Origin of the sequence: Bradyrhizobium sp. SPXBL-04 (genome assembly GCF_051853035.1) — a bacterium.
Taxonomy (GTDB): Bacteria; Pseudomonadota; Alphaproteobacteria; order Rhizobiales; family Xanthobacteraceae; genus Bradyrhizobium; species Bradyrhizobium zhanjiangense.
In genome coordinates this window covers 3,274,021-3,294,427 of record NZ_CP182472.1, presented here as the reverse complement: position 1 = coordinate 3,294,427, position 20,407 = coordinate 3,274,021, and the positions used below count along the sequence as shown (strand labels likewise).

Here is a 20,407-nt window from a genome sequence, read left to right as displayed (position 1 = left end):
CGGCATTTCTTCCGGTCCGACAATCCATGCCGGCAATGGCGCCGGCCGGTGCCGTCGACTGTAGGTCTCGCCAATTAAGGACTTGTTAATGCTATATCTTGATTTGCCTTGGGGGCAGCACGCGGTGCCGGATCGAGCGTGGGCAGGTCCCCCAGCTTTGGATTTGAGAGGCAGGCGGTTAAGGAGTTGTTAACACCTGCACAACAGCGCTGCCGCGATTGGTCAATCGTTCGACGGCACCCCATAGCGGGCAAAGTCCTCGCGGATTCCAGCGTCGATTCGTCTTGCCGCCGAAATATCGCTATCGCCGCCGGCTCTGTCGCCGAGCTTGAGTCTGGCAACGCCGCGGCCGTAGAGCGCGCTCGCAAGCTTGGGCGCGAACCGCAGCGCTGAGTTGTAGTCATCGATAGCCGCGGAGAGTTGCCCCATTTTCAGATTTATCAGAGCTCGCGAATCGTATGTTGCGGCGTTGTTTGCGTCCGATCGAAGCGCCCTGTCGCAATCGTCCAGCGCAGCCTGCAAGGCGCCGAGGACGGCTCGAGCCCAACAGCGTCCGCTCCACACCGCCTCCAGATTCGGATCAAGGCGAATTGCCTCGTCATAGTCCTGCGCTGCACGCTCGTACGCATTCCTCTTCAGGTAGGCTGCCGCACGGTTGGCAAAAGCAGCCCCATAGTTTGGGTTCAGCTTGAGCGCCTCCTCAAAAGCGCCCAGGGCCAGGTCGTGCGCGCCCTTCCTCAGATAGGCCACGCCGAGGTTGTTGAAGGCTTTGGCATAATTTGGATTAAGCCTGGTCGCTTCGACGAAGTCCTTGATCGCGCGTTCGTAGTCGGTTTTGGCGCTATAGGCATTGCCCCTGTTGTTGTGGGCGACAGCGAAGCCGTTCGCAGTCCCCTCGCCCGCATCGATAAACGCCGTGCAGCCATCGATCCGAGCTTCGGGCGACACGCGATCTGAGCCGTTACACAGTTCAACATTCTTGAGGGAGCTGCCCTTCTCCGGCTTCTGCGCCAAGGCCGACGAGCCGGACAGCACGATGATGATAATGAGCATCACGGCCTTGATGACACTGGCTGTTGCGATCATTTTCACAGCAGGCGTCCAACTCCGAGAACGAACGAAGCGCTAATCCCAGTCTTCTCTGCCCGGCTGCGTTGCGGCGGCATCACGGCGGCTTAGGCCAAGCAAAGTTCTCAGCATCCCCGACAGATGTTGAGCCTGCGGTTGCTGCTTCGATCGGGCCCTGGCGCCGCGGACGCCGGCGGCTTCTTCAGGAGCTTACTTTCGCCCTCTTCGATCAGGGTCGAAAACTTGACCGACCCATCATCCGAAATCTCGATATGCGGCGTCGTGCCTCGAATCCCTAGCGTGGCGACGGGAGTCTCGACCTTCATGTCGCCGGTCTTTGCGACGCTGCCAGCAACGAAAGTGAACGTTCCCTTGGCGAGATTGAACAGGGTCGCATTGGACTTGCCGTCCGGTTCATACACGTAATGATCCAACACCATACGGGCGTTGCTCGATAGATTGAACGAGGTGCCATCGGTAAAGTTGATGCCGACTCGGCCGTCGGCCCCGGTCCGCACCACGTCACCGAGATACACGGGATCACCCGTGTTGGCCCGACCGGGCTCACCCGAGACATTCGCCTGAACGATCACTGCGCCCGCATGTTCGATCGTGACCGAGCCTGTGGCCGCCACCACCTTGCCAATGGGTTTGGCTGACGAGTCAGCGACGGCGGGCTTAGCGGAATCGATTTGCGCTCGAGCGGCACTCGGCAAGAAACTGGCAAGCGCCAAAACGAAGCTGGTCACCAATGCGGCTGTCGTAGGTCTGCACATGATCCCCCCTTTCTGAGAAGGATCTGTCGCTATCGTTGGCCCATTTTTGAACCGCGAAGCGCAGCTGCAATAAAATATAATTGTTGTTTAATCTTCTCGACCGGCCTAATTTATCCTCAACGTTAAGTAAACGCCACATATTAAATACGTCTCGTTTGTCAATTTAATCACATTGGCGGGAGGGAGCACGGCGGGAATGGCGGTACGCGTCGCTGTACCCCGCGCAATGCGTCTCTCTCTAAAGCAGACTTGATTATTTCGGCGGGCAAGCCTTCGGGCTGCCAGCGCCCAGGATATTTTGTCCATTGGCGAGGGCGCCCCGAGCAAGACCCTGGCAGCACGCCGAGCCTGAATCGATCACCCAGGCGAGGTCGAACCATGTCAGTTGCGTCCGACATCCAGGTTGGTAACGGGGCCGCCACGTCCCTGCCCGTCCAGATCATCGGCCACATTCATACGGTGATCGGTTGCGGTACGCTCACGCGAGCGAGCGGCGTCGCCACACAGGCCGTAGCTGGTGCGCCTGTTTACAGGGCCGACGTGATCGAAACCGATGCCGACGGACAGATCACACTTCGCTTCATCGACGGTACTCTTTTCAACATCTCCTGCGGCACTCACGTCGCGCTGAGCGACTTCGTCTTCGAAATCGAAGGCATGTCACATGCAGCGTTGTTCGACGTGACCCGAGGGAGCTTCAGTTTCGTACTGGGCCGGCTGGCAGAAGCCGGGTCTCTCCGGCTGAATACGCCGATTGCAGGCATTCGCACCCGAGGCCATGCGGGCGGTTTCGGGATGCTGACGCTTGCAGCACTGACTTTCTCGGCCGCGCAAAATGCCGAGGCCGCGGATCCGGATGTCACAGTCCTGGATGACGACTCCATCACCTACAAGGATCTTGCGCACGGCGCATTTGAGCTCGTGACCAAGGAACCGATCCCACGACACATCATCGTCGAAGATCCTGGTGAGACGATCATCCTCAAAAAAGTGGGATCCAGCATCAGTGTCAACCAGGTCACGAACACTGCCGCTCGGATGGACGAGTTGCGTGCCGAGCAACAGGACGTGCTCGCCAATCTAGCACAAGGGCAAGGGCCGCATGGCTCGAGCACGCCTCCCTTCGTCAAATCCCAGCTGCTGCAGCCGATCAACTTCGTTCCGCCTGACGCGCCGGAGCTGCAGACGTTGCCAACTGTGTTGCCATTCGCCATTATCGAGCCTCTGGGACGTCTACCGCCGACGCTCAGCACCGGAGCCGGGCCCGCTGAACTCGACACGGTGGTGTTTGACACATTCACTGCGACGACAGGGACTTTCAGTGCCAGTAGCACCAACGGCAGCGGCCAGCTGATCTTCGGCGTTATCGGGGCGAGCGCCGGCAATACGGTCCTGAATGGAGTGACGTACGATCTGTCGAAGACAAGCCCCTACGGGACACTCTATGTCAACAGCACGAGCGGCGCCTATACGTTCGTGCCTGATGACGCCGCAATCAACGCGCTGAAGGCGCCCACGACCGACGGTTTTGTTATCACGGTCTCCGATGGAGATACCACCGTCAATCAGACCTTCACGATCACCATCAACGGTGTCAACGACGCCGCAATCATCTCCGGCACCACGACTGGATCGACGATCGAGGCTGGCGGCATCGCCAACGAAACGCCAGGCGCGCCAATTGCGACCGGCACCCTCACCGACACCGACGTCGACGATCCGCCTAATACGTTCACGACGGTGAGCTCGCCAACAACGAGCGCCGGTGGCTATGGCACCTTCACGATGACGGCGGCCGGCGTGTGGACCTACACCTTGGACAACGGCAACGCCGCTGTGCAGGCGCTCAATGCCGGCGACACACTCATCGACAGCTTTACGGTGACCACGATCGGAGGCACCGCCCAGGTGGTGACGATCACCATCCACGGAGCGAGTGACGCGGCGGTCATCTCCGGCGCGACGACCGGCACAGTGATCGAGGCTGGCGGCATCGCCAATGCAAACCCCGGCACGCCCACCGCGACCGGCACGCTCACCGACACCGATGTCGACACGACCGCAAATGCTTTCACGGCGGTCGGCTCGCCAACGGCAAGCGCCGCCGGCTACGGCACCTTCACCATGACGGCAGCGGGCGTGTGGACCTACACCCTCGACAACGCCAACGCTGCAGTGCAGGCGCTCAGTGCCGACCAGACACTGACCGACACGTTCACAGTGACCACGCTCGACGGAACCGCCCAAGTGGTGACGGTCACCATCCATGGCAGCAACGATGCTGCCGTCATTTCCGGCAGCACGGCCGGCTCGGTGACCGAGGCCGGAGGCGTTGCCAACGCGACACCAGGCGCGCCGAGCGCAACGGGCACGCTGGTTGCTGCCGACGTCGATAATGCGTCCAATACCTTCACAACCGTGAGTTCGCCCAAGGCAAGCACGAGTGGCTATGGCACTTTTACAATAACCGCCGCCGGCGTGTGGACCTACACGCTCGACAACGCCAACGGCGCGGTGCAGGCGCTCAATGTCGGCGGCACGCTCACTGACAGTTTCACTGTCACAACCCTCGACGGCACGCCGCAGGTGGTGACGATCATCATCAATGGCACCAACGACGCGGCCATCATTTCGGGCACGACAACCGGCTCAGTGATCGAGGCAGGAACTTTCTCGCCCGGCGCTCCCGTCGCGACCGGCACGCTCACCGATACAGACGTCGACAACGCGCCGAACACCTTCACCGCTGTCTCTTCGCCTACTGCGAGCGACGACGGATATGGCACCTTCACCATGACGGCGGCCGGCGTATGGACTTACACACTCGACAACAACAATAGCGTGGTTCAGGCGCTCGATGTCGGCGACACGTTGACCGACACTTTCACGGTAACTGCCATCGATGGCACCACCCAGGCGGTGACCATCGCCATCCATGGCGCAAGTGACGCAGACCCCAACGATTTTGATAACCTGGCGACCGGATCCGTCGTGATCTCCGATCCCCCCAACGTGTATGGAACGCCGGGGAGCGAAACCATCGCGGGCGGCGGCGACACAGGTCAGATCATCTACGCGGGGGCCGGCAGTGATACCGTCAATGGCACCGGCAAAGCGGACGTTCTCTACGGAGGCTCCGGCAATGACACGATCAAAGGCAACGATGGGGATGACGTCATCTACGGGGGCTCGGGCAACGATACGATCAACGGCAACAACGGCAGCGACACTATAATCGGTGGATTTGGTGCGGACCAACTCACCGGCAGCAATGGGAACGACCGTTTCGCTTATTTGTTCGTAGCCGATTCCAACGCAAGCCAGTTCGACACCATCACCGACTTCGCCTCGGGGGCCGATAAGATCGACTTGACCGCTCTTGGCGCGCTCGGGTTCGTCATCTTGGCTTTGAGCTCAACCAGCACGGCCGTGCCGGCACATACCATCGCCTGGCTCTATGACAGCGCGGCGAATGAAACCATCGTGTACGTCAATCCAACGGACCAGACCTTGCACCTCGGCGATTCCGGTCTGCTCGAAGTCCATTTGCAGGGAATTGCAACCATCGACGCGTCGGACTTCATCCTGGCGCCGGCTGCGGCACCTGTGATGGCGGCCGCCAGCGAACTGCTCGACCTCACCGCAACCGCTCAGAGTGACGCGACTGCCGTGACGACGACCACCTCCGAGGTCTCCTCCGATTCCGGGAGCGGCGACGGCACGATCTCCGCCGATGGGAGTTCCACAATCCAGTCAAGCGAGGCGACCTACAGCCTGAATTGGAGCTGGGACCAAACCGAAGGGACCGAATATTCCAGCCTCTCCAGTTCAGACGACGTGCAAACGTACGCGACCGAAACTGCGGTAGCTCCCTCAGCCAGCGGACCGTCTACGATCTTGCAGCACATGGCCGCACCGACGGAGGTCAGCTTTGTCTTCAACCACTTGGCGGCGCCCGACACGACGGCTGGCAAAGATGGCGCGATTTCCGGAAGCGGTCAGATGCCTGACATCGCCATCGCCGCGCTGAATTTTGCCCACAACGCCGCCGAACTGCACGCCGGGCACGGGCTTGCGCTGGGGAGCGAGGCTGGCAATCACGGCGTCTCGCCCCCGGGAAACGCCGCCCAGGCGGCTGGTCATCCCAGCGATGACACGGCAAAGACGACGCTCAACCCCGGCCTACTGAAGTCATCGACGGCTGGCGCCAACCATTCGCCCTCGAGCGAGGCGGCCGAGCAGCACGAACCGCCCCATGGAGCGTCCGGGCTAAAGCCCGCCAATCCGCAGCAGCTCGGCGACTCGTTCCAGTTCAAGGATGACGCTTCGCAGGGTTCACAGCACAGCGCGGGGCTGGATCATCTCTCAGACCTCGCCGGTCATCACGACCACGCTGGGACATTCCACGGGTCCGAGCTGGCGTCCGTGCATGAAACATCCCCACCTGATGTTGATCCAGCTTACGGAGCAGGTACAGTTCAGGGCCATGTGTTGCACGATCTGATCGTGTGACGCCCGCAAGCCGATGGCGTCTTCAGTGTCGATTGCCGGCGCCATCCGGCGCGGAGGAGCTCTCTTGACCGAGAGAAGATTCATCATCGTTGCCGTCGTCGCCCTCGGGCGGCGCTGCATGCTGATGGCTTAGCGCGGATGTCCAGGCGGACGTCATCGCCGCTAGGAGGAGCCGGTTGACGGCCTCGATTACGCGTTCTGCTGCGGACGAGTAGTTCATGGCCTCCTCCTCCTGCGCTGCTGATTGCGAATGGCCGAAGCCTACGACGGCGCCTTGGGCGTCACTGTCCGCCACTTCACACCTGCGCGCGTCAACTCACCGCAGTCTCAGAAGGTGCCACCTGCCGCAGCTGCATCCGCAACGGGAGCTGGATGTGCTGCCTTGACAAGTTGCTGAGCACGCGCACTCACAACCTTCGAGGCGTTGCGCTTCGCACGCGACTCTGAATCAGATGTGATCTCGGCGATACGAATCGATTGGTTAGCTCTGGGGGTAATCAATGAGCGGAGAAGCCGGTTGCATTGTGTGTAGCAGGGCAAGAGCGGTCGTAGCGATCGTTCCGATCGCCAGAGGATATGCCCTGAAAGTATATGAATGCTCCTGTTGCCATAGCACGCTGCAGCTCGTGACTCGGGTCACAAAGGCCGCGCTGATCAAGCAGCAGCTCAAAACTCTTCCTCGCGTTGAGAAGCCGTTGCGCCCGCCTGTTCGCAGGGTGCCGCAGGCGTTCGCGAACTAGATACGCAAGGCGTCTCAATTCGGCTTTTGCGTCGGCTTGCCGTCGATCTTGGGTAGATCGCCGGCCAAGGCGGACTGATCCCCGCCGCCATTAGCCCGGCGGGCCATTTCGACCGTGAGCCGCTCGGCGGCCTCGGGCGACATCAGCCCGAGGATGTCCGACATCTTCCGCGGCGCGATGGCCGAGGCGATCTCGATCAGCACGCCCATCTCGAGCCGGTCGAACACCCGTGCGGCATCCTTCGGCTTCATGCCTTCATACATGGTGACGAGGCCCTTCATGCGCTGCGCTTCGGCCGCCTTCTGCTCGGCCTGGGTCGCGGAGATGCGGGTTTCCACCGCCTTCATCTCCTCGACCTTGTTCTCGATGCGCTTCTCGGCCGATTTCAGCAGGCTCTCGCGGATGTCGATCTCGCGCTGGCGGGCCTCGATCTCCTGGCGGCGTGCCTGCAACCGCTCGAGGATCGCGCGCTCGGAGGCCGACACCTGCGGCTGGGCCTCGTCCATCTTGACCACAGTGCCTTCGGGCTTGGTCTCGGGAGCAGCCGGTTTCGGCGCCTCCTTCGGCGCGCCATGGGTCGATCCGGTGATATCAGGGTCCTCGCGACCGGTCGGGAAGTTCAGATTCTCCTGCGCCCAGGATTTCTTGGCCTGGTTCGGCTTGTAGTCGAACACATAGCCGCCATTGATCACGAGACCCGCGACCTTCAGCGTGGCGAGACCTGCGACGGCAACCAGGACGACCGGGATGACGCGGATGTTACGAAAGGACTTCATACCCTGACTTTATGCGGCAAGGCCGTTGGATCGTCGGCGCTCGGAGAAAGCTTCGGCCGCCGCCGCCACCGCCTTCGCCGACGAAGGCTTGGCCGCGGGCGCGGCAACCATTTCCGGATTGGTCACGGGGCGCGCGGCGATCGCGATCTTGGACAGGCGCCGCACCACGTTGTCGGCTTCGCCGAGCTGCTTGTAGAGCTGGTCGGACATCTGGGTTGCCGCCGCAAGCTGGCTGCCGAGGTTCTCGTTGACGTCGCGCACGGCGAGCTTCAGCCCGCCGATCGCGCGCTCGGCGATCTCGGTCGCGGTGATCAGCTCGCCGATCACCGCCTTCAGCGAATGCTCGTCCGCCTTCAGCCGCGTCAGGCGCTTGTTGAGCATGACGCAATAGACGATCGTCAGCATCAGCAGGATAGCCACCAACGACTCGATCGCCATTCCCAGGGAGTGGTTCATGGGGCCTCCATCATCTTGTTCTGCTCGTCCACCTTCTCGAACATCGCAAGTGTCGTACTTGGCTTGCGCAGGGGTTTCGTCACGCGGATCGCGACGCGGTCGCCGACCCGGCCCATCCGCCCTTCGGTCAGCGTGACGCTGCCGCAGCGCACCGACACGTTGGCATCCGCGCGCATCTCGAGCGGCAGCGTGTCGCCGACCTTGAGCCGCATCAGCTGCTTGAGTGGAATGTCGGCCTCGTAGAGCACGGCATCGACGGCGATCTCGGCCTGCACGATCTCGGTGGCGAAATGCCCCTCCCAGACCGGGTCGCGGCCGAACTTTTCGCCCATGAACATCTGGAGCAGGACGCCCCGGATCGGTTCGATGGTCGCATAAGGCAGCAGCAGCTCGATGTTGCCGCCGCGGTCTTCCATATCGATGCGCAGGCGCACCAGGATCGCGGCGTTGGCGGGTCGGCTGATCGCGGCGAAACGCGGATTGGTCTCGAGCCGGTCGATCGTGAACGTCACCGGGGACAGCGGCCGGAACGCCTGCTCGGCGTCGGCCAGCACCACCTCGACCAGCCGCTTGACCAGCTCGGTCTCGATCGTAGTGTAGGGCCGCCCCTCGATGCGGAGCTGGCTGGTGCCGCGGCGACCGCCGAGCAGCACGTCGATCATCGAGTAGATCAGGTTGGAATCGACCGTCGCCATGCCGAAATTTTCCCACTCCTCGGCCTTGAACACCGAGAGCACGGCCGGTAGCGGGATCGAGTTCATGTAGTCGCCGAACCGCACCGAGGTGATGCGGTCGAGCGAGACTTCGACGTTGTCGGAGGTGAAATTGCGCAAGCTCGTCGTCAACAGCCGAACCAGGCGGTCGAAGACGATTTCGAGCATCGGCAGACGCTCGTAGGAGACCATCGCCGAATCGATGATCGCGCGAATGCCGGAATGGTCGTCGAGCGTGACATCGCCGACGGTGAAGCCGAGGAGATTGTCGATCTCCTCCTGCGACAGCACCCTTTCGCCGGAGTTCTTGCCAGTGCCGAGATCGCGGCTGCCGTCCTCGACCATGGCCGCCCATTGCAGGGCCATGGTCTCGGATAATTCGTTCTCGGCGGCAACCTTCGCGGCCTCCGCAGGATCCTCGGAATCGAGCGAAGCCTCCCATTGGGCGGCAATCGCATCCTGGTCCATCTGCTCGTTGCCGGCCATCGTGCTAGCTCATTACCCTCACTGCACCACGACTTCCTTGAACAGCACCGCGCTGACCTGGATCGGGGCGACCGCCGCGTTGACGCGCTTGGTCAGCTCCTCCTTGAGGCGAAAGATGCCGGCGGAACCGTTGAGGTCGGAGGGGCGCAGTTCGCGCACATAGGTCTGGAAGAGGTCGGTGACGCGCGGCATCGTCGGCTTGATCGCCTCGATCTGCTTCTCTTCCTTCAGCTCCAGCACGATCTTCAGCCGCAGATATTGCACCCGCTCGCCGGGCGCGCCGGCGAGGTTGACCATCATGTCGGGGACGTCGACGAAAGCCGGCGGCTTTGGCGGCGGCGCCGCCTCGGCATGGTGCTCGTCATCGCCGTGACGGAAGAAGAAGAACCAGGTCGCAGCACCGCCGCCGAGAACGGCGAGCAGGCCGACGGCCATGATGATGAGCTTGAGCTTGTTCTTCGGCGGAGCGGCTTCCGCGCCCTCGGCGGCTGCACCGCCTTCCGCTTCGTTCTCTGCCATAGTCGCCGCGCCCGGATCTCTCAAAGGGGTCGATAGAGCGAAGCCTCAGACAGTGACGCGATACAAATGCCCCCGGCGCAATGCGCTCCTCTTCATGGCAAACGCTACGGTAATAATGGTTAACGGAATCTTTCGATTGGGCCTCCGCTAGGAAAAATCTGCCGGGCAAACATGGCTAACAGAACCTTTCTGCCGCCCTCCCGCGCCCCGAGAATTCATCAACAATTTGAAATTACACACTTTTTCGAGTTGGCACGGCTTTCGCTGAGAAAGGGCCGAGACCTGACGGTTTGGGAGAACCAGACGGTCTCGTTCACGGGGTCCGCCAAGGCGCTTGGGAGAGCGAGGTGGCAGATCTCACTCAGGGGAGATTTCCGATGCAGAACGCGCTTCTGATCGGCTTGTCACGGCAGATGACGTTGGAACGGCAGATGGATGTCATCGCCAACAACGTCGCCAATGCCAATACCAACGGCTTCAAGGCCGACCATTCGCTGTTCGAGGAGTTCCTCAACTCGAACGCGCGTGAGGACAATTTCATCGGCTCCGACCGCCGGGTCTCCTATGTGCAGGACCGCGGCACCTTCCGCGACGTCGGCCAGGGGCCGATGGAGCCGACCAACAACCCACTCGACATGGCGATCGACGGTAACGCCTATTTCGCGGTGCAGGCCAATGGCGGCGAGCGTTACACCCGCGACGGCAAATTCTCGCTCAACAGCACCGGCCAGCTCGTCACCTCCGACGGCAACCTCGTGCTCGGCACCAGCAGCCCGATCACCTTCCAGCCGACCGACCACGACATCAACGTCGCACCCGACGGCACCATCACGGTGCTCGAGGGCACGGCGAAGACCGACTCGATCCGCGGCAAGATCCGCATGGCCACGTTCGACGATCCGACCAAGCTGACCAAGCTCGGCGCCAACCTCTATGACGTAGGCTCCGCCGTCCCGCAGGCCGACACCAAGTCCAGCGTGCGCCAGGGCTACGTCGAGAAATCGAACGTCAATGCGGTCGGCGAGATGAGCCGCATGGTCGAAGTCATGCGCAGCTACACCGCCATCGCCAATCTGCTCCAGCAGCAGAGCGACCTCCACAAATCGGCGATCGAGAAGCTCGCCGACGTTCCGGCCTGATTGAGGGAGAACTGACATGCAGGCGCTTCACACCGCAGCGACCGGAATGGCGGCACAGGAACTCAACGTTCAGGTGATCTCCAACAACATCGCCAACCTGCGCACCACCGGCTTCAAGAAGCAGACCGCGGCGTTCCAGGATCTGATCTACGAGCACGTCCGCCGCGTCGGCGCGCAGTCGTCCGACCAGGGCACCATCCTGCCGGTGGGCGTCGACATCGGCGGCGGCGTCAAGACCGTCGGCACGCCGCGCAGCATGACGCAGGGCACGCTGTCGCAGACCGGCAACGATCTCGACCTCGCGGTCTCGGGCGAAGGCTTCTTCAAGATCCTGATGCCCGACGGCACCTACCAGTACACCCGCGACGGCACCTTCCAGATGGACAATCAGGGCCGCATCGTCACCGCGCAAGGCAACCCGGTGCAGCCGACGATCACGATCCCGAACAACGCCTCGGGCCTGACCGTCAACGTCCAGGGCCAGGTCTCGGTGACGCTGCCGGGCTCGTCGACCTCGACCATCCTCGGCCAGATCGGCCTGACCCGCTTCATCAACAAGGCGGGCCTCCAGCCCGTCGGCAGCAATCAGTTCACCGAGACGCCCTCCTCCGGCCCGCCCCAGGACGGCACCGCGACGGCCGAAGGTTACGGCAACATCACGCAAGGAAGCCTCGAGCAGGCCAATGTCGACGTCGTCTCGGAGATGAGCGACCTGATCGCGGCCCAGCGCGCCTACGAGATGAACGCCAAGGTGATCAGCGCCGCCGACCAGATGATGCAATCGACCACGGCGCTGTTCCGCTGAGGTGATGACGATGATCCGGACTACCCTCGCCACGATCTCCGCTCTTCTCGCGCTGGCGCTGCCGGCAGCGGCAGCCGACGATTTCATCGCAGCGCCGACGCTGCGCGCGAGCGTCAGCGTGACCTCGGACGTGGTGCGGGTCGGCGATCTCATCGACAACGCAGGATCGGCCGCGCTGATCCCGGTCTACCGCTCGCCCGATCTCGGCACCACCGGCACGCTGACGGTCGCGCAGGTATTGTCGGTGCTCCGCGCGAAACAGGTGATCGGCGTGATGACGGGCGATATCAAGGAGGTCCAGGTCGCCCGCCTCGCCCGCACGCTCGTCAGCAAGGACCTCGAAGCCGCGGTCGCCTCCACGCTCGAGCGCCGCTTCGGCCTTGGCGACGCCGCCAACATCACGGTCACGTTCGACCGCGGCATCTCCGACATGCGGCTCGACGCCTCCAACACAGGTGCGCTCCAGCCGGTCTCGACCCGCTATGACGCCCGCAGCGGCCGTTTCGACGTCGCCTTCGAGATCAACAACGACAACAATCCAACGCCGACCAAGCTCCGCTTCACCGGCACCGCGATCGAGACGGTAGAAGTGGCCGTGCTGACGCGCGACATCGACCGCACCGAGCTCCTGAAATCCTCCGACGTCTCGCTGGAGCGCCGGCCGAAGGCCGAGGTCACCGGCGAGCCCGCTTCGCGCGATCGTACCGTCGGCATGCAGCTGCGCCGGCCGATGCGCGCGGGCATGCCGATCCGCGTCGCCGACATCGTCAAGCCCGACTTCGTGGTGCGCGATCAGACCGTCACCATCATCTACCAGGTGCCCGGTCTCTATCTCACCACGCGCGGCAAGGCGATCGAGAGCGGTGCCGAGGGCGACACCGTCAGCGTGCTCAATCCGCAATCCAAGCGCACGCTGACCGGCATCGTCACCGGCCGCGGCCAGGTCACGGTCCAGGGCGCAAGCCAGTCCGCACCGATGGCGCCCGCGGTCGAGCAGACCTCGTCGCTCAAGCGTGACGATGTGCCGGCGGCCGCAGCCCTGGCGCAGAGCCCGATCCAGGCGCCGGCGTCTCCCGCCCAGATAGCACAAGCCCAGATTCCGCAAGTTCGCGTCTCGCAAGCTCCAGCCAAGTCAGAGTAAGTCATGTCTCCGTTCAGTTCGGCTTCCCGTCTTCGTCGCATTGCGATCTCTGCCCTGCTGCTCGCAACCTGCGCGCTGGCGAGCGGCTGCTCCTCGATCGACCGCCTGTCGCAGATCGGCGAGCAACCAAAATTGTCGGCGATTGACAATCCGACGACGCAGCCCGGCTACAAGCCGGTGCAGATGCCGATGCCAAAGCCGGAAGTCGCCTCCTACAATCCGAACTCGCTGTGGCGTAACGGCAGCCGCGCCTTCTTCAAGGACCAGCGCGCCCGCCAGGTCGGCGACCTCCTGACCGTGACCGTGAACATCACGGACAAGGCCAACCTCTCCAACGAGACCCAGCGTAGCCGCACCAGCAAGGAAGACTCAGGGATTACGGACTTCATCGGCAGCCAGACAGTCACGCAGCCGCTCAAGGTTCTCCCCGGACGTCTCCTCACTACTGACTCGACGTCCTCGGCCGACGGCAAGGGCTCGGTCAATCGCCAGGAGGCGTTGCAGACCAACGTCGCCGCAGTGGTCACGCAGGTGCTGCCGAACGGCAACCTCGTGGTCGAGGGCAAGCAGGAGATCCGTGTCAACTACGAGATCCGCGAGCTCGTGGTCGCCGGCATCGTCCGCCCCGAAGACATCCAGAGCGACAACACCATCGATTCAAGCAAGATCGCGCAGGCCCGCATCGCCTATGGCGGCCGCGGCCAGATCATGGACGTGCAACAGCCGCGCTACGGCCAGCAGGTCATGGACGTGCTGCTGCCCTTCTAAGCCTTCCTCAAGAGCTCCCACATCGTGTTCGCGAACCTAGGCGCGAACGACGATGTACGACGCGGCCCTCGCTAGCTCCCCTGGCGAGGGCCGCATGTATTTTGCGAAAGGCGGCTGCGAGCCCATGGCTTTACGGCCAGTTGGTGCACTCAAGCTCGGCCTCAGCCTCGGTCATTGCGAAGCAATCCAGACTGTCGCCGCGGAAAGACACTCAGTTGATTGCTCAAGCAGCGGCTTGCCGCGACGAGCCGCGCCGCGGCTTCTGACGCACGACCAAATCGACCTTGTAGTCCAGCCGATCCAGGCAGCGCACCAGACGTTCGATCGAGAACTTGCCGACACGCCCGGTGACAAGGCTGGAAACGTCGGGCTGCTTCAGACCCAACAAAGCTGCGGCCTTTGCCTGAGTGAATTTCCGACGCTTGAGGATATCGCGAATTTCACGAACGAGCTTGGCCTTGAGCAGTTCCTCCTCGGGATTGGCAAAGCCGAGATCAGCAAACACATTATCGCTGCCGACCGTGATGTTCTTGTCATCGCTCATTTGCGGTCTTCCTTGACGTAATTCTCATGGTAGTGAGCCTCGGCGAGCTTCAAACGCGCCCTGATGAGGTCGATGTGATGCTTGGGCGTTTCGCTTCCCCTCTTCGACTTCTTCTGAAAAGCATGAAGAACATAGATCCAGCGAACCGTGTAGACCGCCCTGAAGGTGTCGCCGTCGAAGTCATCGACCACTTCAAGCACGCTCCTCCCACCAAATCCTTTCAACGCCTTAGCAATTGAGTTCGGGCCACGAGAAACGGTGAGAGTGGCATGTTGACAGCATGTTTGGAAAGCTCGCCCCCAACATACCCGCTCCAATTGCCGACGAAACGGTTAACTACTCTTCTTCCACAATCTCTGCCCCAGGCAACGCGCTACCCCCCGGAGCGCGAGCCGGCGCTTGATGCCGATGCGCGACAAGCTCGGCGCCGGCTCGACATCACGCGCTTCCCGCAATGTAAAAGGTCACCATCAGCGCGATGATGAGCAGGATTAGAATGCCGACGACCTTCGGTCGGAATACCAACATCAGCGCCAGTAGGACGGCGAAGAAGATGATAATAAACAAACCCTTTTCGCTACCCTTGCCTCAGTGTGCGTGCGGCAAGGTGACGTTGCCGAATGCCATGGCGACTATGATGATCACGATGCACACGCTTAGGAATTGCGCTGCGTTTGGCATCCGGTGGTAATCGCCGCGCAGCCTCGCCGAAAGACCGAGTACTGCGACCACGGCGACAACCCCTAGGAACATTTTTCCGATCTATAGTGCGCCAAGCGTCACTTGAGTTCGCTGCCGGTCTGGAACGTGGCGCGCAGGAGAAGCGCCAAGCGTTGCATATTTACAACCCGCGCCCACCATTAGAGGCAGTAAGCTGGTCGATCGAGACAGCTGAAACAATGTTTACTTTCGATACGATCAGCGGGGGCGAAACGTGTTTGATGTCTATCGCAACGATAAATGCGACTTGCTCGTCCTGAGCAAAGGCTCTGCGATACCTGCGCTCAGCTGCAGGCAAAAGTGGCGTAAGAGCAGAAAAAGGGTTTCCAAAGTTAGCGACGAGATAAGATCAGCCGTTCAAAGACAAGGATATTACGTTCGTAGCTTGCGGGCTATCAAGAAGGGGATGACCTAGGTCGAGCGCGAGCCTGCGACACTCTTCACAACGGCATCTCTTCGCAGATTGTGTCCACCAGCCGTCAAATGCGACCCTATGACCAGACCGAGCCGCCTCAGCGTCAGGAGGGCAAGAGGGTCGCACAGTTCAATTGAAAGTCCGGCTCCCAGTGTCGCAATGGTGCGTTGTTCATCGCTATTGAGATCAGCCCATGAGATGTCCATCACGCGGCTCCGCGCTAAAGAATTATCTAAAACCCGAACGCGTGCCTGATTTGCCGCAGCATAGCCATGGCCGCGTCGGTGTACCGACCGTTGGTTAGGTAGTGATCCACCTGCGCTGTGCTAATCAGCGCGACAACTGCCACTGTGAAGCCCTTAAACATTGGGCCTCTCCTGAAAGAGACCGCCAACCGGGCGTGTCGAAATATTAGACCGTTCTTAGAATGCGCTGCCGCATATGGCGACGACCCATATGTAAATGGTGACAGTGACTCGTAACCAGATCCTTAATGGGGGCCATCTCTGGATGCGCGCACCGAGGGCTTGGGCTCAGGCGCGTATTCGGCGAAGCTGTTGAAGGGCATGAGGCAACGGTTCTCGGGCAACCGCGCCAATTGCAGAATGGCCTTACTTCTTGAGAATGCCGACATCGGTGTTGCCCAAGTTCCTGATGGCGCGTTCAGCGGCGGGCGTATCCACCGCGTTGTCATGCGAGGGTGGAGCCCGAGTAACCGAGGAAGCATCCACGTCGCCGCCAGTCGCTGCATGGCTGAGTGCAGTGCCCACGTTGGGACCGGAGGAGGCCGCAGTGCCGCTTATGGTATGCCCGGTCGATAGGGTGCCGCCCGCATAACCTGTGGGGCCGGTGGACGCAGTTCCACTCGACGCGGAGCCGCCACTGCTCGATCCACCCGCACTCTGGGCCAAGGCGAGCGAAGAGCCGCCAACGAGTAAGATCAAGAAAACGGCGATGTGGTTCACAGAGCGGTCCTCAATACCAATGACCGCTCAATGAGTTGAACGTCCGATAGTTCCGTAGGGCCTATCGCTCCTCCGGCCACCAGAATAACGGTGGATCGCTCGCCGAAATCTTGGTGCGCCGCAGCGCCACCAGATGGCTCCGCTTGTACGGATAGCCCGCGCTTCGGTCCTTACAGCGCATGTACCGCTCCAGCTCATTGATCGGCGTCGTCTTCGGTCGCCTCACAATATCGAGCGCGACAGTCTGATGGGTTTCGCAGCCGAGACACTCACTTCGAGATATAGCTACCCAGCGTTGAGAGCATCCCCGAGCGCTGGCTACGGCTGGGCCGGTCCTTGGAAGGCAATTCCAGGATTCACAGGCAAGCCGGTCGGCGACCTTGCGCGCCTCCGTCGCCCGCTCTGCCGATGCGCGGACTGAGGCGCCATATAGATGCTCTCTCGTGACTTGGTACCCATGCGCATATGAAGGAGCGACGGCGGCCGAGACGCAAATTACCAATCCGTTGGGGAATCGGTTCGCGGGCGGGCTACCGGGCGTCGTGGGTGTGGATATGTCCGCTGTCACAGGTGAACCGGGCAAGCCCATGGGAGCTTCGGACCGCTGCTTTTGACCACAAGAGACATCGATTGCTCGGAGTGCTACATACCAGCCGAGGATGCGGAAATCAGTTACTTGTGCGGTCACCGATAGCTGCCGTCGCTTTGAGCCTGTTGCCGTTTCTTGACGCCGGGATTGACAGTCGCGCCTATGACAAGGCACAGCATCGGCAAAGGCTTTGCGCACGCAAAGCCCATTGCCCGGAGGCCTTCCGCCTCCGGGCTTTTTTTTAATTGTCTTGGCGATCGCTAGTTTCAGTGTTCGACGAGACTTGGCGCTATTGCGACTTCATGGTCCCGTTCGCATTGAAGTCGTTCTTCCGATCATATCCGGAGTCGTGCAAATTTTTCATATACTGAGCGTGGTCCTTGCTGCTCACACCGCCCGGAGCCATGGCGTAGGAATTAGCCGGGTAATAGCCATAGGAATTAGCCGGCCGGAATGGTGCCGTTGCAATCGCGCCTGCGGTATTGACTGCGCCAGCGGCGATCGCTCCGGCCGTTCCAATCGCGGCGCCGGCTGCATCGGCCGGCCAAAAGCCTGAACGCGCATAACCCGGACCATAATAGCCGTTGTTGTAAGCGCTATAAGCGCGGTTGTTCATGGCTTCGCGTTGGGCGGCCCTGGTCGCGCCGTAGGCGGAACCATAGTGAGGCCGGTGGCTATTCCGGTAGCTTTGATGAGTCCATGCCGAAGCGGCAGAAGTGGAGACAGTGAGGATAGCAAGACCAACAAGAATGGTTTTCTTCATGCTCAGCTCCTCTGAAGCGACGCATCATTCGCGCTAAACCGCCTCAGAGAGGCTTCGTTCCGATGCGCTAAAAAGTTTAGGTCCAGCTTGCTGCGTACTTGATTCTCATGCCGGGTTTTAGGGCCCAAATACTCGGACCCGCCGTTCCCTTGGCAGGATGACGATTGAGGCTACCTCAGTGTCGGCCTGACGTTGCGTGAGGATCACGATCTTGCTGCCCCGGCTGTCTGTGTCAACGCATCGCACTGCTCCGCCACGACTGCGATGCCCTCGGCAGGCGGCCTGCCTTCGACGTGAAAGACAAGAGGCAGGACCCGCGCGCCAAATGGTTTCGCACGACCTACGGGCAGCTGTGCTGGGAACTCGATGCGATGGCCCCCAACGCTCTGCGCTCGCGCGTCGAGGAGGAAATCCTCTCGCACATCGAGCGCGTCGCATGGGAGCGTTGTCGGGTCGTTTTCGAGGCCGAGTGTGAGTCAATGCGAGCCTTTCTCGACAAGTGGCCCAATGCCGCGAACAAATAGCGCGCCCGACCATGATCAGCCCCGGCATCATCCGGGGCTTTTCTTTTGGATGTCCACCGTGTTTCAGCCTGTGCCAAGCCACCGACTATCATGATCTAGGGCCTATCCGGGCCTGATCACCTAAATCCTGCAAAAACTTCGGGAAAATTGGCCTTGACGCCAAGTCGTGTGGTCCTGACGCCCGGGGTCTGTGCGTCAAGCCGTGCGGTGATGCGAACTGCCCGACCGGGCGCGCGCATCAGCCATCCGCAAGGCGACGGGGGCAATAGTGCATCGCTCCCCGAGGAGAGCACGAAGGACACCGTTAAAACCATTCGCGCAGGAAAGGCCGGGATGTCCCGGCGTCACCTGTGATCCACCCGTGCGCGTATCCTTCGCACACGGGATTGCGGGTGCCAGCCGGCGCCCGGCCTTCCCTGCGCCTTCTTCAGGAGGGCGAGACGATTGCAAGACTCGGGCGGAAGATACCGCGAGGATGAGAAGGCGTGTCCGTGATTGTGGTCTCATGGAAAGAACGAAGTCGTGCTCCCATACTCCGTCATTGCGAGCGCAGCGAAGCAATCCAGACTGTCTCCGCGGAGAGACCCTGGATTGCTTCGTCGCAAGAGCTCCTCGCAATGACGGTGGAGAGAGCTTCCGTTCAAAACCCGTCACGACTCGCAGCTAACAATTCATGCAGTACCGCGGCCTCAATCTGCGTCATTGCGAGCGCAGCGAAGCAATCCAGACTGCCTCCGCGGAGAGACTCTGGATTGCTTCGTCGCAAGAGATCCTCGCAATGAAGAGCTTGGCCGAGCGCAATCTGCCCTCTCAACTGTCATCGCCCGCGAACGCGGGCGATCCAGTACTGCGAGACATCAGTGATGAACCGAAAGGCCTTGGCCTACGGGATTTCCCGCCTTCGCGGGGAACGACTGCGGAGGGTGCCGCAACGCCTCACGTAAACTCCGCCTCCACCGTCCCCAGCCCGTCCAGCTCGATCCGCACTTTGTCGCCGGCTTTCAGCCAGAGCGTCTTCACCAGGCTGCCGGTGAGCACGAGTTGCCCCGCGTGCAGGCCCTTGCCTTCGGCGGCAAGGTGGTTGGCGAGCCAGGCGAGCGCGTTGTGGGGGTGACCGAGCACGTCGGCGCCGGTGCCTTGGCTTACCTCCTCGTCGTTGACGATGGCGCGGCCTTTCACCGCCATCAGATCCGGCACGGACGAGCGCGGAACCAGGGGTCCCAGCACGCAGCCGGCGGCGAAGAAATCGTCGGCGATCAGGGTCGGCGCGCCCATCGTCTCCCACTTCACGTAGCGATCGTCGACGATCTCGATCGCGGGATGGTAGGCCTCGACGGCCTCGCCGACCCATTCGGCGGTGAACGGCGCCTCGCCGGCGGCAAGGTCACGCTTCAGCCGGACCGCGATCTCGCACTCGACGCCGACACGGACATAGTTGGAGGCGGCGAGCTTCGCGCCACTCTCGTGGACGCCATTCTGGAACACGCCGCCGCCGCAGGGATGCGGGATGCCGATGTAGTCCTGCATCACCTGGCTGGTGCAACCGATCTTGTAGCCGACGAGCGGCCCGACATGGGGCAGCAGGAGATCGTGCAGGGCACGCTGGACTTGATAGCCCTCGGCTTCATCGGCCGGGGGACGCTTCAGCGCCGCGAGCGGCGCATGGTTGCGGCGCGCCAGCGCGATCGCCTTTGCGGCTTCGAGAATCCTGTCCATCGGCGCCGCCTCCCACGCTACGCATTCGAGGGCGACACTTCAGCATCCCCGCTCCGGCCTGACAAGCGCGGGCGGCGGTCGGCTGACGGGCTGCTCCCCGCGTTTAAGGAAATATTGAATTGGTCTGGGCCTTATGGGGCGCGCGCCTTGCGGGCCCCCGCGACCGGCGCCCGAATCGTGATTACAGCGATCCTTGATGCTGCTGGATCAACGCCTCAACATCCGAGTCGATCTCGTTGATGCGACTCGCAAAACCTCCCGCACCTGAAGTG

Annotated in this window: 18 protein-coding genes and 1 pseudogene; 7 read left to right on the top strand and 12 right to left on the bottom strand. The window is 61.7% G+C overall.

Features of this window, described 5'->3' with window-relative positions:
* Positions 1-222: 222 nt before the first annotated feature.
* Together ACNJX8_RS15280 and ACNJX8_RS15275 are read right to left on the bottom strand one after the other, a co-directional pair.
* A complete protein-coding gene (locus ACNJX8_RS15280; protein ID WP_439361916.1) occupies positions 223-1,086 on the bottom strand; it encodes a tetratricopeptide repeat protein in 864 nt (287 codons plus the stop codon).
* Positions 1,087-1,193: 107 nt separating this feature from the next.
* Positions 1,194-1,817, bottom strand: a complete 624-nt coding sequence (locus tag ACNJX8_RS15275; protein ID WP_439361915.1) for a FecR family protein — start codon at positions 1,815-1,817, stop codon at positions 1,194-1,196.
* A 405-nt stretch (positions 1,818-2,222) separates the two neighbouring features.
* On the opposite strand from ACNJX8_RS15275, the gene ACNJX8_RS15270 reads away from it, so the two are divergent.
* Positions 2,223-6,356 carry a VCBS domain-containing protein gene (locus ACNJX8_RS15270; RefSeq protein WP_439361259.1) on the top strand — a complete coding sequence of 1,378 codons (4,134 nt, stop codon included), beginning with the start codon at positions 2,223-2,225 and terminating at the stop codon, positions 6,354-6,356.
* Between the two features lie 22 nt (positions 6,357-6,378).
* Here the strand turns inward: ACNJX8_RS15270 and ACNJX8_RS15265 are convergent, their stop codons facing one another.
* From ACNJX8_RS15265 to fliL, 5 genes are all read right to left on the bottom strand, one after another.
* Positions 6,379-6,576 carry a hypothetical protein gene (locus ACNJX8_RS15265; RefSeq protein WP_128943249.1) on the bottom strand — a complete coding sequence of 66 codons (198 nt, stop codon included), beginning with the start codon at positions 6,574-6,576 and terminating at the stop codon, positions 6,379-6,381.
* 534 nt (positions 6,577-7,110) lie between these two features.
* A complete protein-coding gene (locus ACNJX8_RS15260) occupies positions 7,111-7,872 on the bottom strand; it encodes a MotE family protein (protein WP_128938742.1) in 762 nt (253 codons plus the stop codon).
* A 9-nt stretch (positions 7,873-7,881) separates the two neighbouring features.
* A complete protein-coding gene (locus ACNJX8_RS15255) occupies positions 7,882-8,328 on the bottom strand; it encodes a DUF6468 domain-containing protein (RefSeq protein WP_091898006.1) in 447 nt (148 codons plus the stop codon).
* On the bottom strand, positions 8,325-9,527 hold the full coding sequence (gene fliM / locus ACNJX8_RS15250; RefSeq protein WP_439410339.1) for a flagellar motor switch protein FliM: 1,203 nt from the start codon (positions 9,525-9,527) through the stop codon (positions 8,325-8,327). The genes ACNJX8_RS15255 and fliM overlap by 4 nt, the downstream gene beginning before the upstream one ends.
* Positions 9,528-9,545: 18 nt before the next feature.
* Positions 9,546-10,046 (bottom strand): flagellar basal body-associated protein FliL, encoded by a 501-nt coding sequence (gene fliL / locus ACNJX8_RS15245; RefSeq protein ID WP_128943250.1) that lies wholly within the window; start codon positions 10,044-10,046, stop codon positions 9,546-9,548.
* A gap of 377 nt (positions 10,047-10,423) precedes the next feature.
* On the opposite strand from fliL, the gene flgF reads away from it, so the two are divergent.
* From flgF to flgH, 4 genes are read left to right on the top strand one after another with little or no spacing between them, the layout of a single operon-like run.
* Entirely contained in the window at positions 10,424-11,185 is a 762-nt protein-coding gene (gene flgF, locus ACNJX8_RS15240; RefSeq protein ID WP_439361258.1) for a flagellar basal-body rod protein FlgF, read from the top strand.
* 16 nt (positions 11,186-11,201) lie between these two features.
* The gene (gene flgG / locus ACNJX8_RS15235) at positions 11,202-11,990 is read left to right on the top strand and encodes a flagellar basal-body rod protein FlgG (RefSeq protein ID WP_091898014.1); all 789 of its coding nucleotides are present in this window, start codon (positions 11,202-11,204) and stop codon (positions 11,988-11,990) included.
* Between the two features lie 10 nt (positions 11,991-12,000).
* Positions 12,001-13,131, top strand: coding sequence for a flagellar basal body P-ring formation chaperone FlgA (gene flgA / locus ACNJX8_RS15230; RefSeq protein WP_439361257.1), 1,131 nt, complete (start codon positions 12,001-12,003; stop codon positions 13,129-13,131).
* Positions 13,132-13,134: 3 nt separating this feature from the next.
* Positions 13,135-13,899 carry a flagellar basal body L-ring protein FlgH gene (gene flgH / locus ACNJX8_RS15225; protein ID WP_128943253.1) on the top strand — a complete coding sequence of 255 codons (765 nt, stop codon included), beginning with the start codon at positions 13,135-13,137 and terminating at the stop codon, positions 13,897-13,899.
* 223 nt (positions 13,900-14,122) lie between these two features.
* On the opposite strand, the gene ACNJX8_RS15220 is transcribed toward flgH, so the two are convergent.
* The 3 genes and pseudogenes from ACNJX8_RS15220 to ACNJX8_RS15210 all read right to left on the bottom strand — a co-directional run bounded on the left by ACNJX8_RS15220 (position 14,123) and on the right by ACNJX8_RS15210 (position 15,010).
* On the bottom strand, positions 14,123-14,443 hold the full coding sequence (locus tag ACNJX8_RS15220) for a helix-turn-helix domain-containing protein (RefSeq protein WP_128957229.1): 321 nt from the start codon (positions 14,441-14,443) through the stop codon (positions 14,123-14,125).
* Positions 14,440-14,691: pseudogene (locus tag ACNJX8_RS15215) on the bottom strand (type II toxin-antitoxin system RelE/ParE family toxin); the annotation flags it as partial. The pseudogene ACNJX8_RS15215 and the gene ACNJX8_RS15220, both read right to left, overlap by 4 nt.
* A gap of 190 nt (positions 14,692-14,881) precedes the next feature.
* Complete coding sequence (locus tag ACNJX8_RS15210) at positions 14,882-15,010, bottom strand: hypothetical protein (RefSeq protein ID WP_439361256.1); 129 nt, start codon at positions 15,008-15,010, stop codon at positions 14,882-14,884.
* A 367-nt stretch (positions 15,011-15,377) separates the two neighbouring features.
* Between ACNJX8_RS15210 and ACNJX8_RS15205 the strand changes: the two genes are divergently transcribed.
* Entirely contained in the window at positions 15,378-15,578 is a 201-nt protein-coding gene (locus tag ACNJX8_RS15205) for a hypothetical protein (protein ID WP_439361255.1), read from the top strand.
* A 1,843-nt stretch (positions 15,579-17,421) separates the two neighbouring features.
* Here the strand turns inward: ACNJX8_RS15205 and ACNJX8_RS15200 are convergent.
* Complete coding sequence (locus ACNJX8_RS15200; RefSeq protein WP_439361254.1) at positions 17,422-17,895, bottom strand: hypothetical protein; 474 nt, start codon at positions 17,893-17,895, stop codon at positions 17,422-17,424.
* A gap of 293 nt (positions 17,896-18,188) precedes the next feature.
* On the opposite strand from ACNJX8_RS15200, the gene ACNJX8_RS15195 reads away from it, so the two are divergent.
* The gene (locus tag ACNJX8_RS15195) at positions 18,189-18,419 is read left to right on the top strand and encodes a hypothetical protein (RefSeq protein ID WP_439361253.1); all 231 of its coding nucleotides are present in this window, start codon (positions 18,189-18,191) and stop codon (positions 18,417-18,419) included.
* Between the two features lie 936 nt (positions 18,420-19,355).
* Here the strand turns inward: ACNJX8_RS15195 and ACNJX8_RS15190 are convergent.
* Complete coding sequence (locus ACNJX8_RS15190; RefSeq protein ID WP_128957227.1) at positions 19,356-20,135, bottom strand: 2-keto-4-pentenoate hydratase; 780 nt, start codon at positions 20,133-20,135, stop codon at positions 19,356-19,358.
* Between the last annotated feature and the right edge of the window lie 272 nt (positions 20,136-20,407).

What these genes read in the sequence shown, in the direction of transcription:
- ACNJX8_RS15265 (WP_128943249.1), bottom strand. Translation starts at nt 6,576, where the DNA reads ATGAACTACTCGTCCGCAGCAGAACGCGTAATCGAGGCCGTCAACCGG.
- flgA (WP_439361257.1), top strand. Translation starts at nt 12,001, where the DNA reads ATGATCCGGACTACCCTCGCCACGATCTCCGCTCTTCTCGCGCTGGCG.
- flgF (WP_439361258.1), top strand. Translation starts at nt 10,424, where the DNA reads ATGCAGAACGCGCTTCTGATCGGCTTGTCACGGCAGATGACGTTGGAA.
- flgH (WP_128943253.1), top strand. Translation starts at nt 13,135, where the DNA reads ATGTCTCCGTTCAGTTCGGCTTCCCGTCTTCGTCGCATTGCGATCTCT.
- ACNJX8_RS15260 (WP_128938742.1), bottom strand. Translation starts at nt 7,872, where the DNA reads ATGAAGTCCTTTCGTAACATCCGCGTCATCCCGGTCGTCCTGGTTGCC.
- fliL (WP_128943250.1), bottom strand. Translation starts at nt 10,046, where the DNA reads ATGGCAGAGAACGAAGCGGAAGGCGGTGCAGCCGCCGAGGGCGCGGAA.
- ACNJX8_RS15255 (WP_091898006.1), bottom strand. Translation starts at nt 8,328, where the DNA reads ATGAACCACTCCCTGGGAATGGCGATCGAGTCGTTGGTGGCTATCCTG.
- ACNJX8_RS15280 (WP_439361916.1), bottom strand. Translation starts at nt 1,086, where the DNA reads ATGATCGCAACAGCCAGTGTCATCAAGGCCGTGATGCTCATTATCATC.
- flgG (WP_091898014.1), top strand. Translation starts at nt 11,202, where the DNA reads ATGCAGGCGCTTCACACCGCAGCGACCGGAATGGCGGCACAGGAACTC.
- ACNJX8_RS15190 (WP_128957227.1), bottom strand. Translation starts at nt 20,135, where the DNA reads ATGGACAGGATTCTCGAAGCCGCAAAGGCGATCGCGCTGGCGCGCCGC.
- ACNJX8_RS15220 (WP_128957229.1), bottom strand. Translation starts at nt 14,443, where the DNA reads ATGAGCGATGACAAGAACATCACGGTCGGCAGCGATAATGTGTTTGCT.
- ACNJX8_RS15270 (WP_439361259.1), top strand. Translation starts at nt 2,223, where the DNA reads ATGTCAGTTGCGTCCGACATCCAGGTTGGTAACGGGGCCGCCACGTCC.
- ACNJX8_RS15200 (WP_439361254.1), bottom strand. Translation starts at nt 17,895, where the DNA reads ATGAAGAAAACCATTCTTGTTGGTCTTGCTATCCTCACTGTCTCCACT.
- fliM (WP_439410339.1), bottom strand. Translation starts at nt 9,527, where the DNA reads ATGGCCGGCAACGAGCAGATGGACCAGGATGCGATTGCCGCCCAATGG.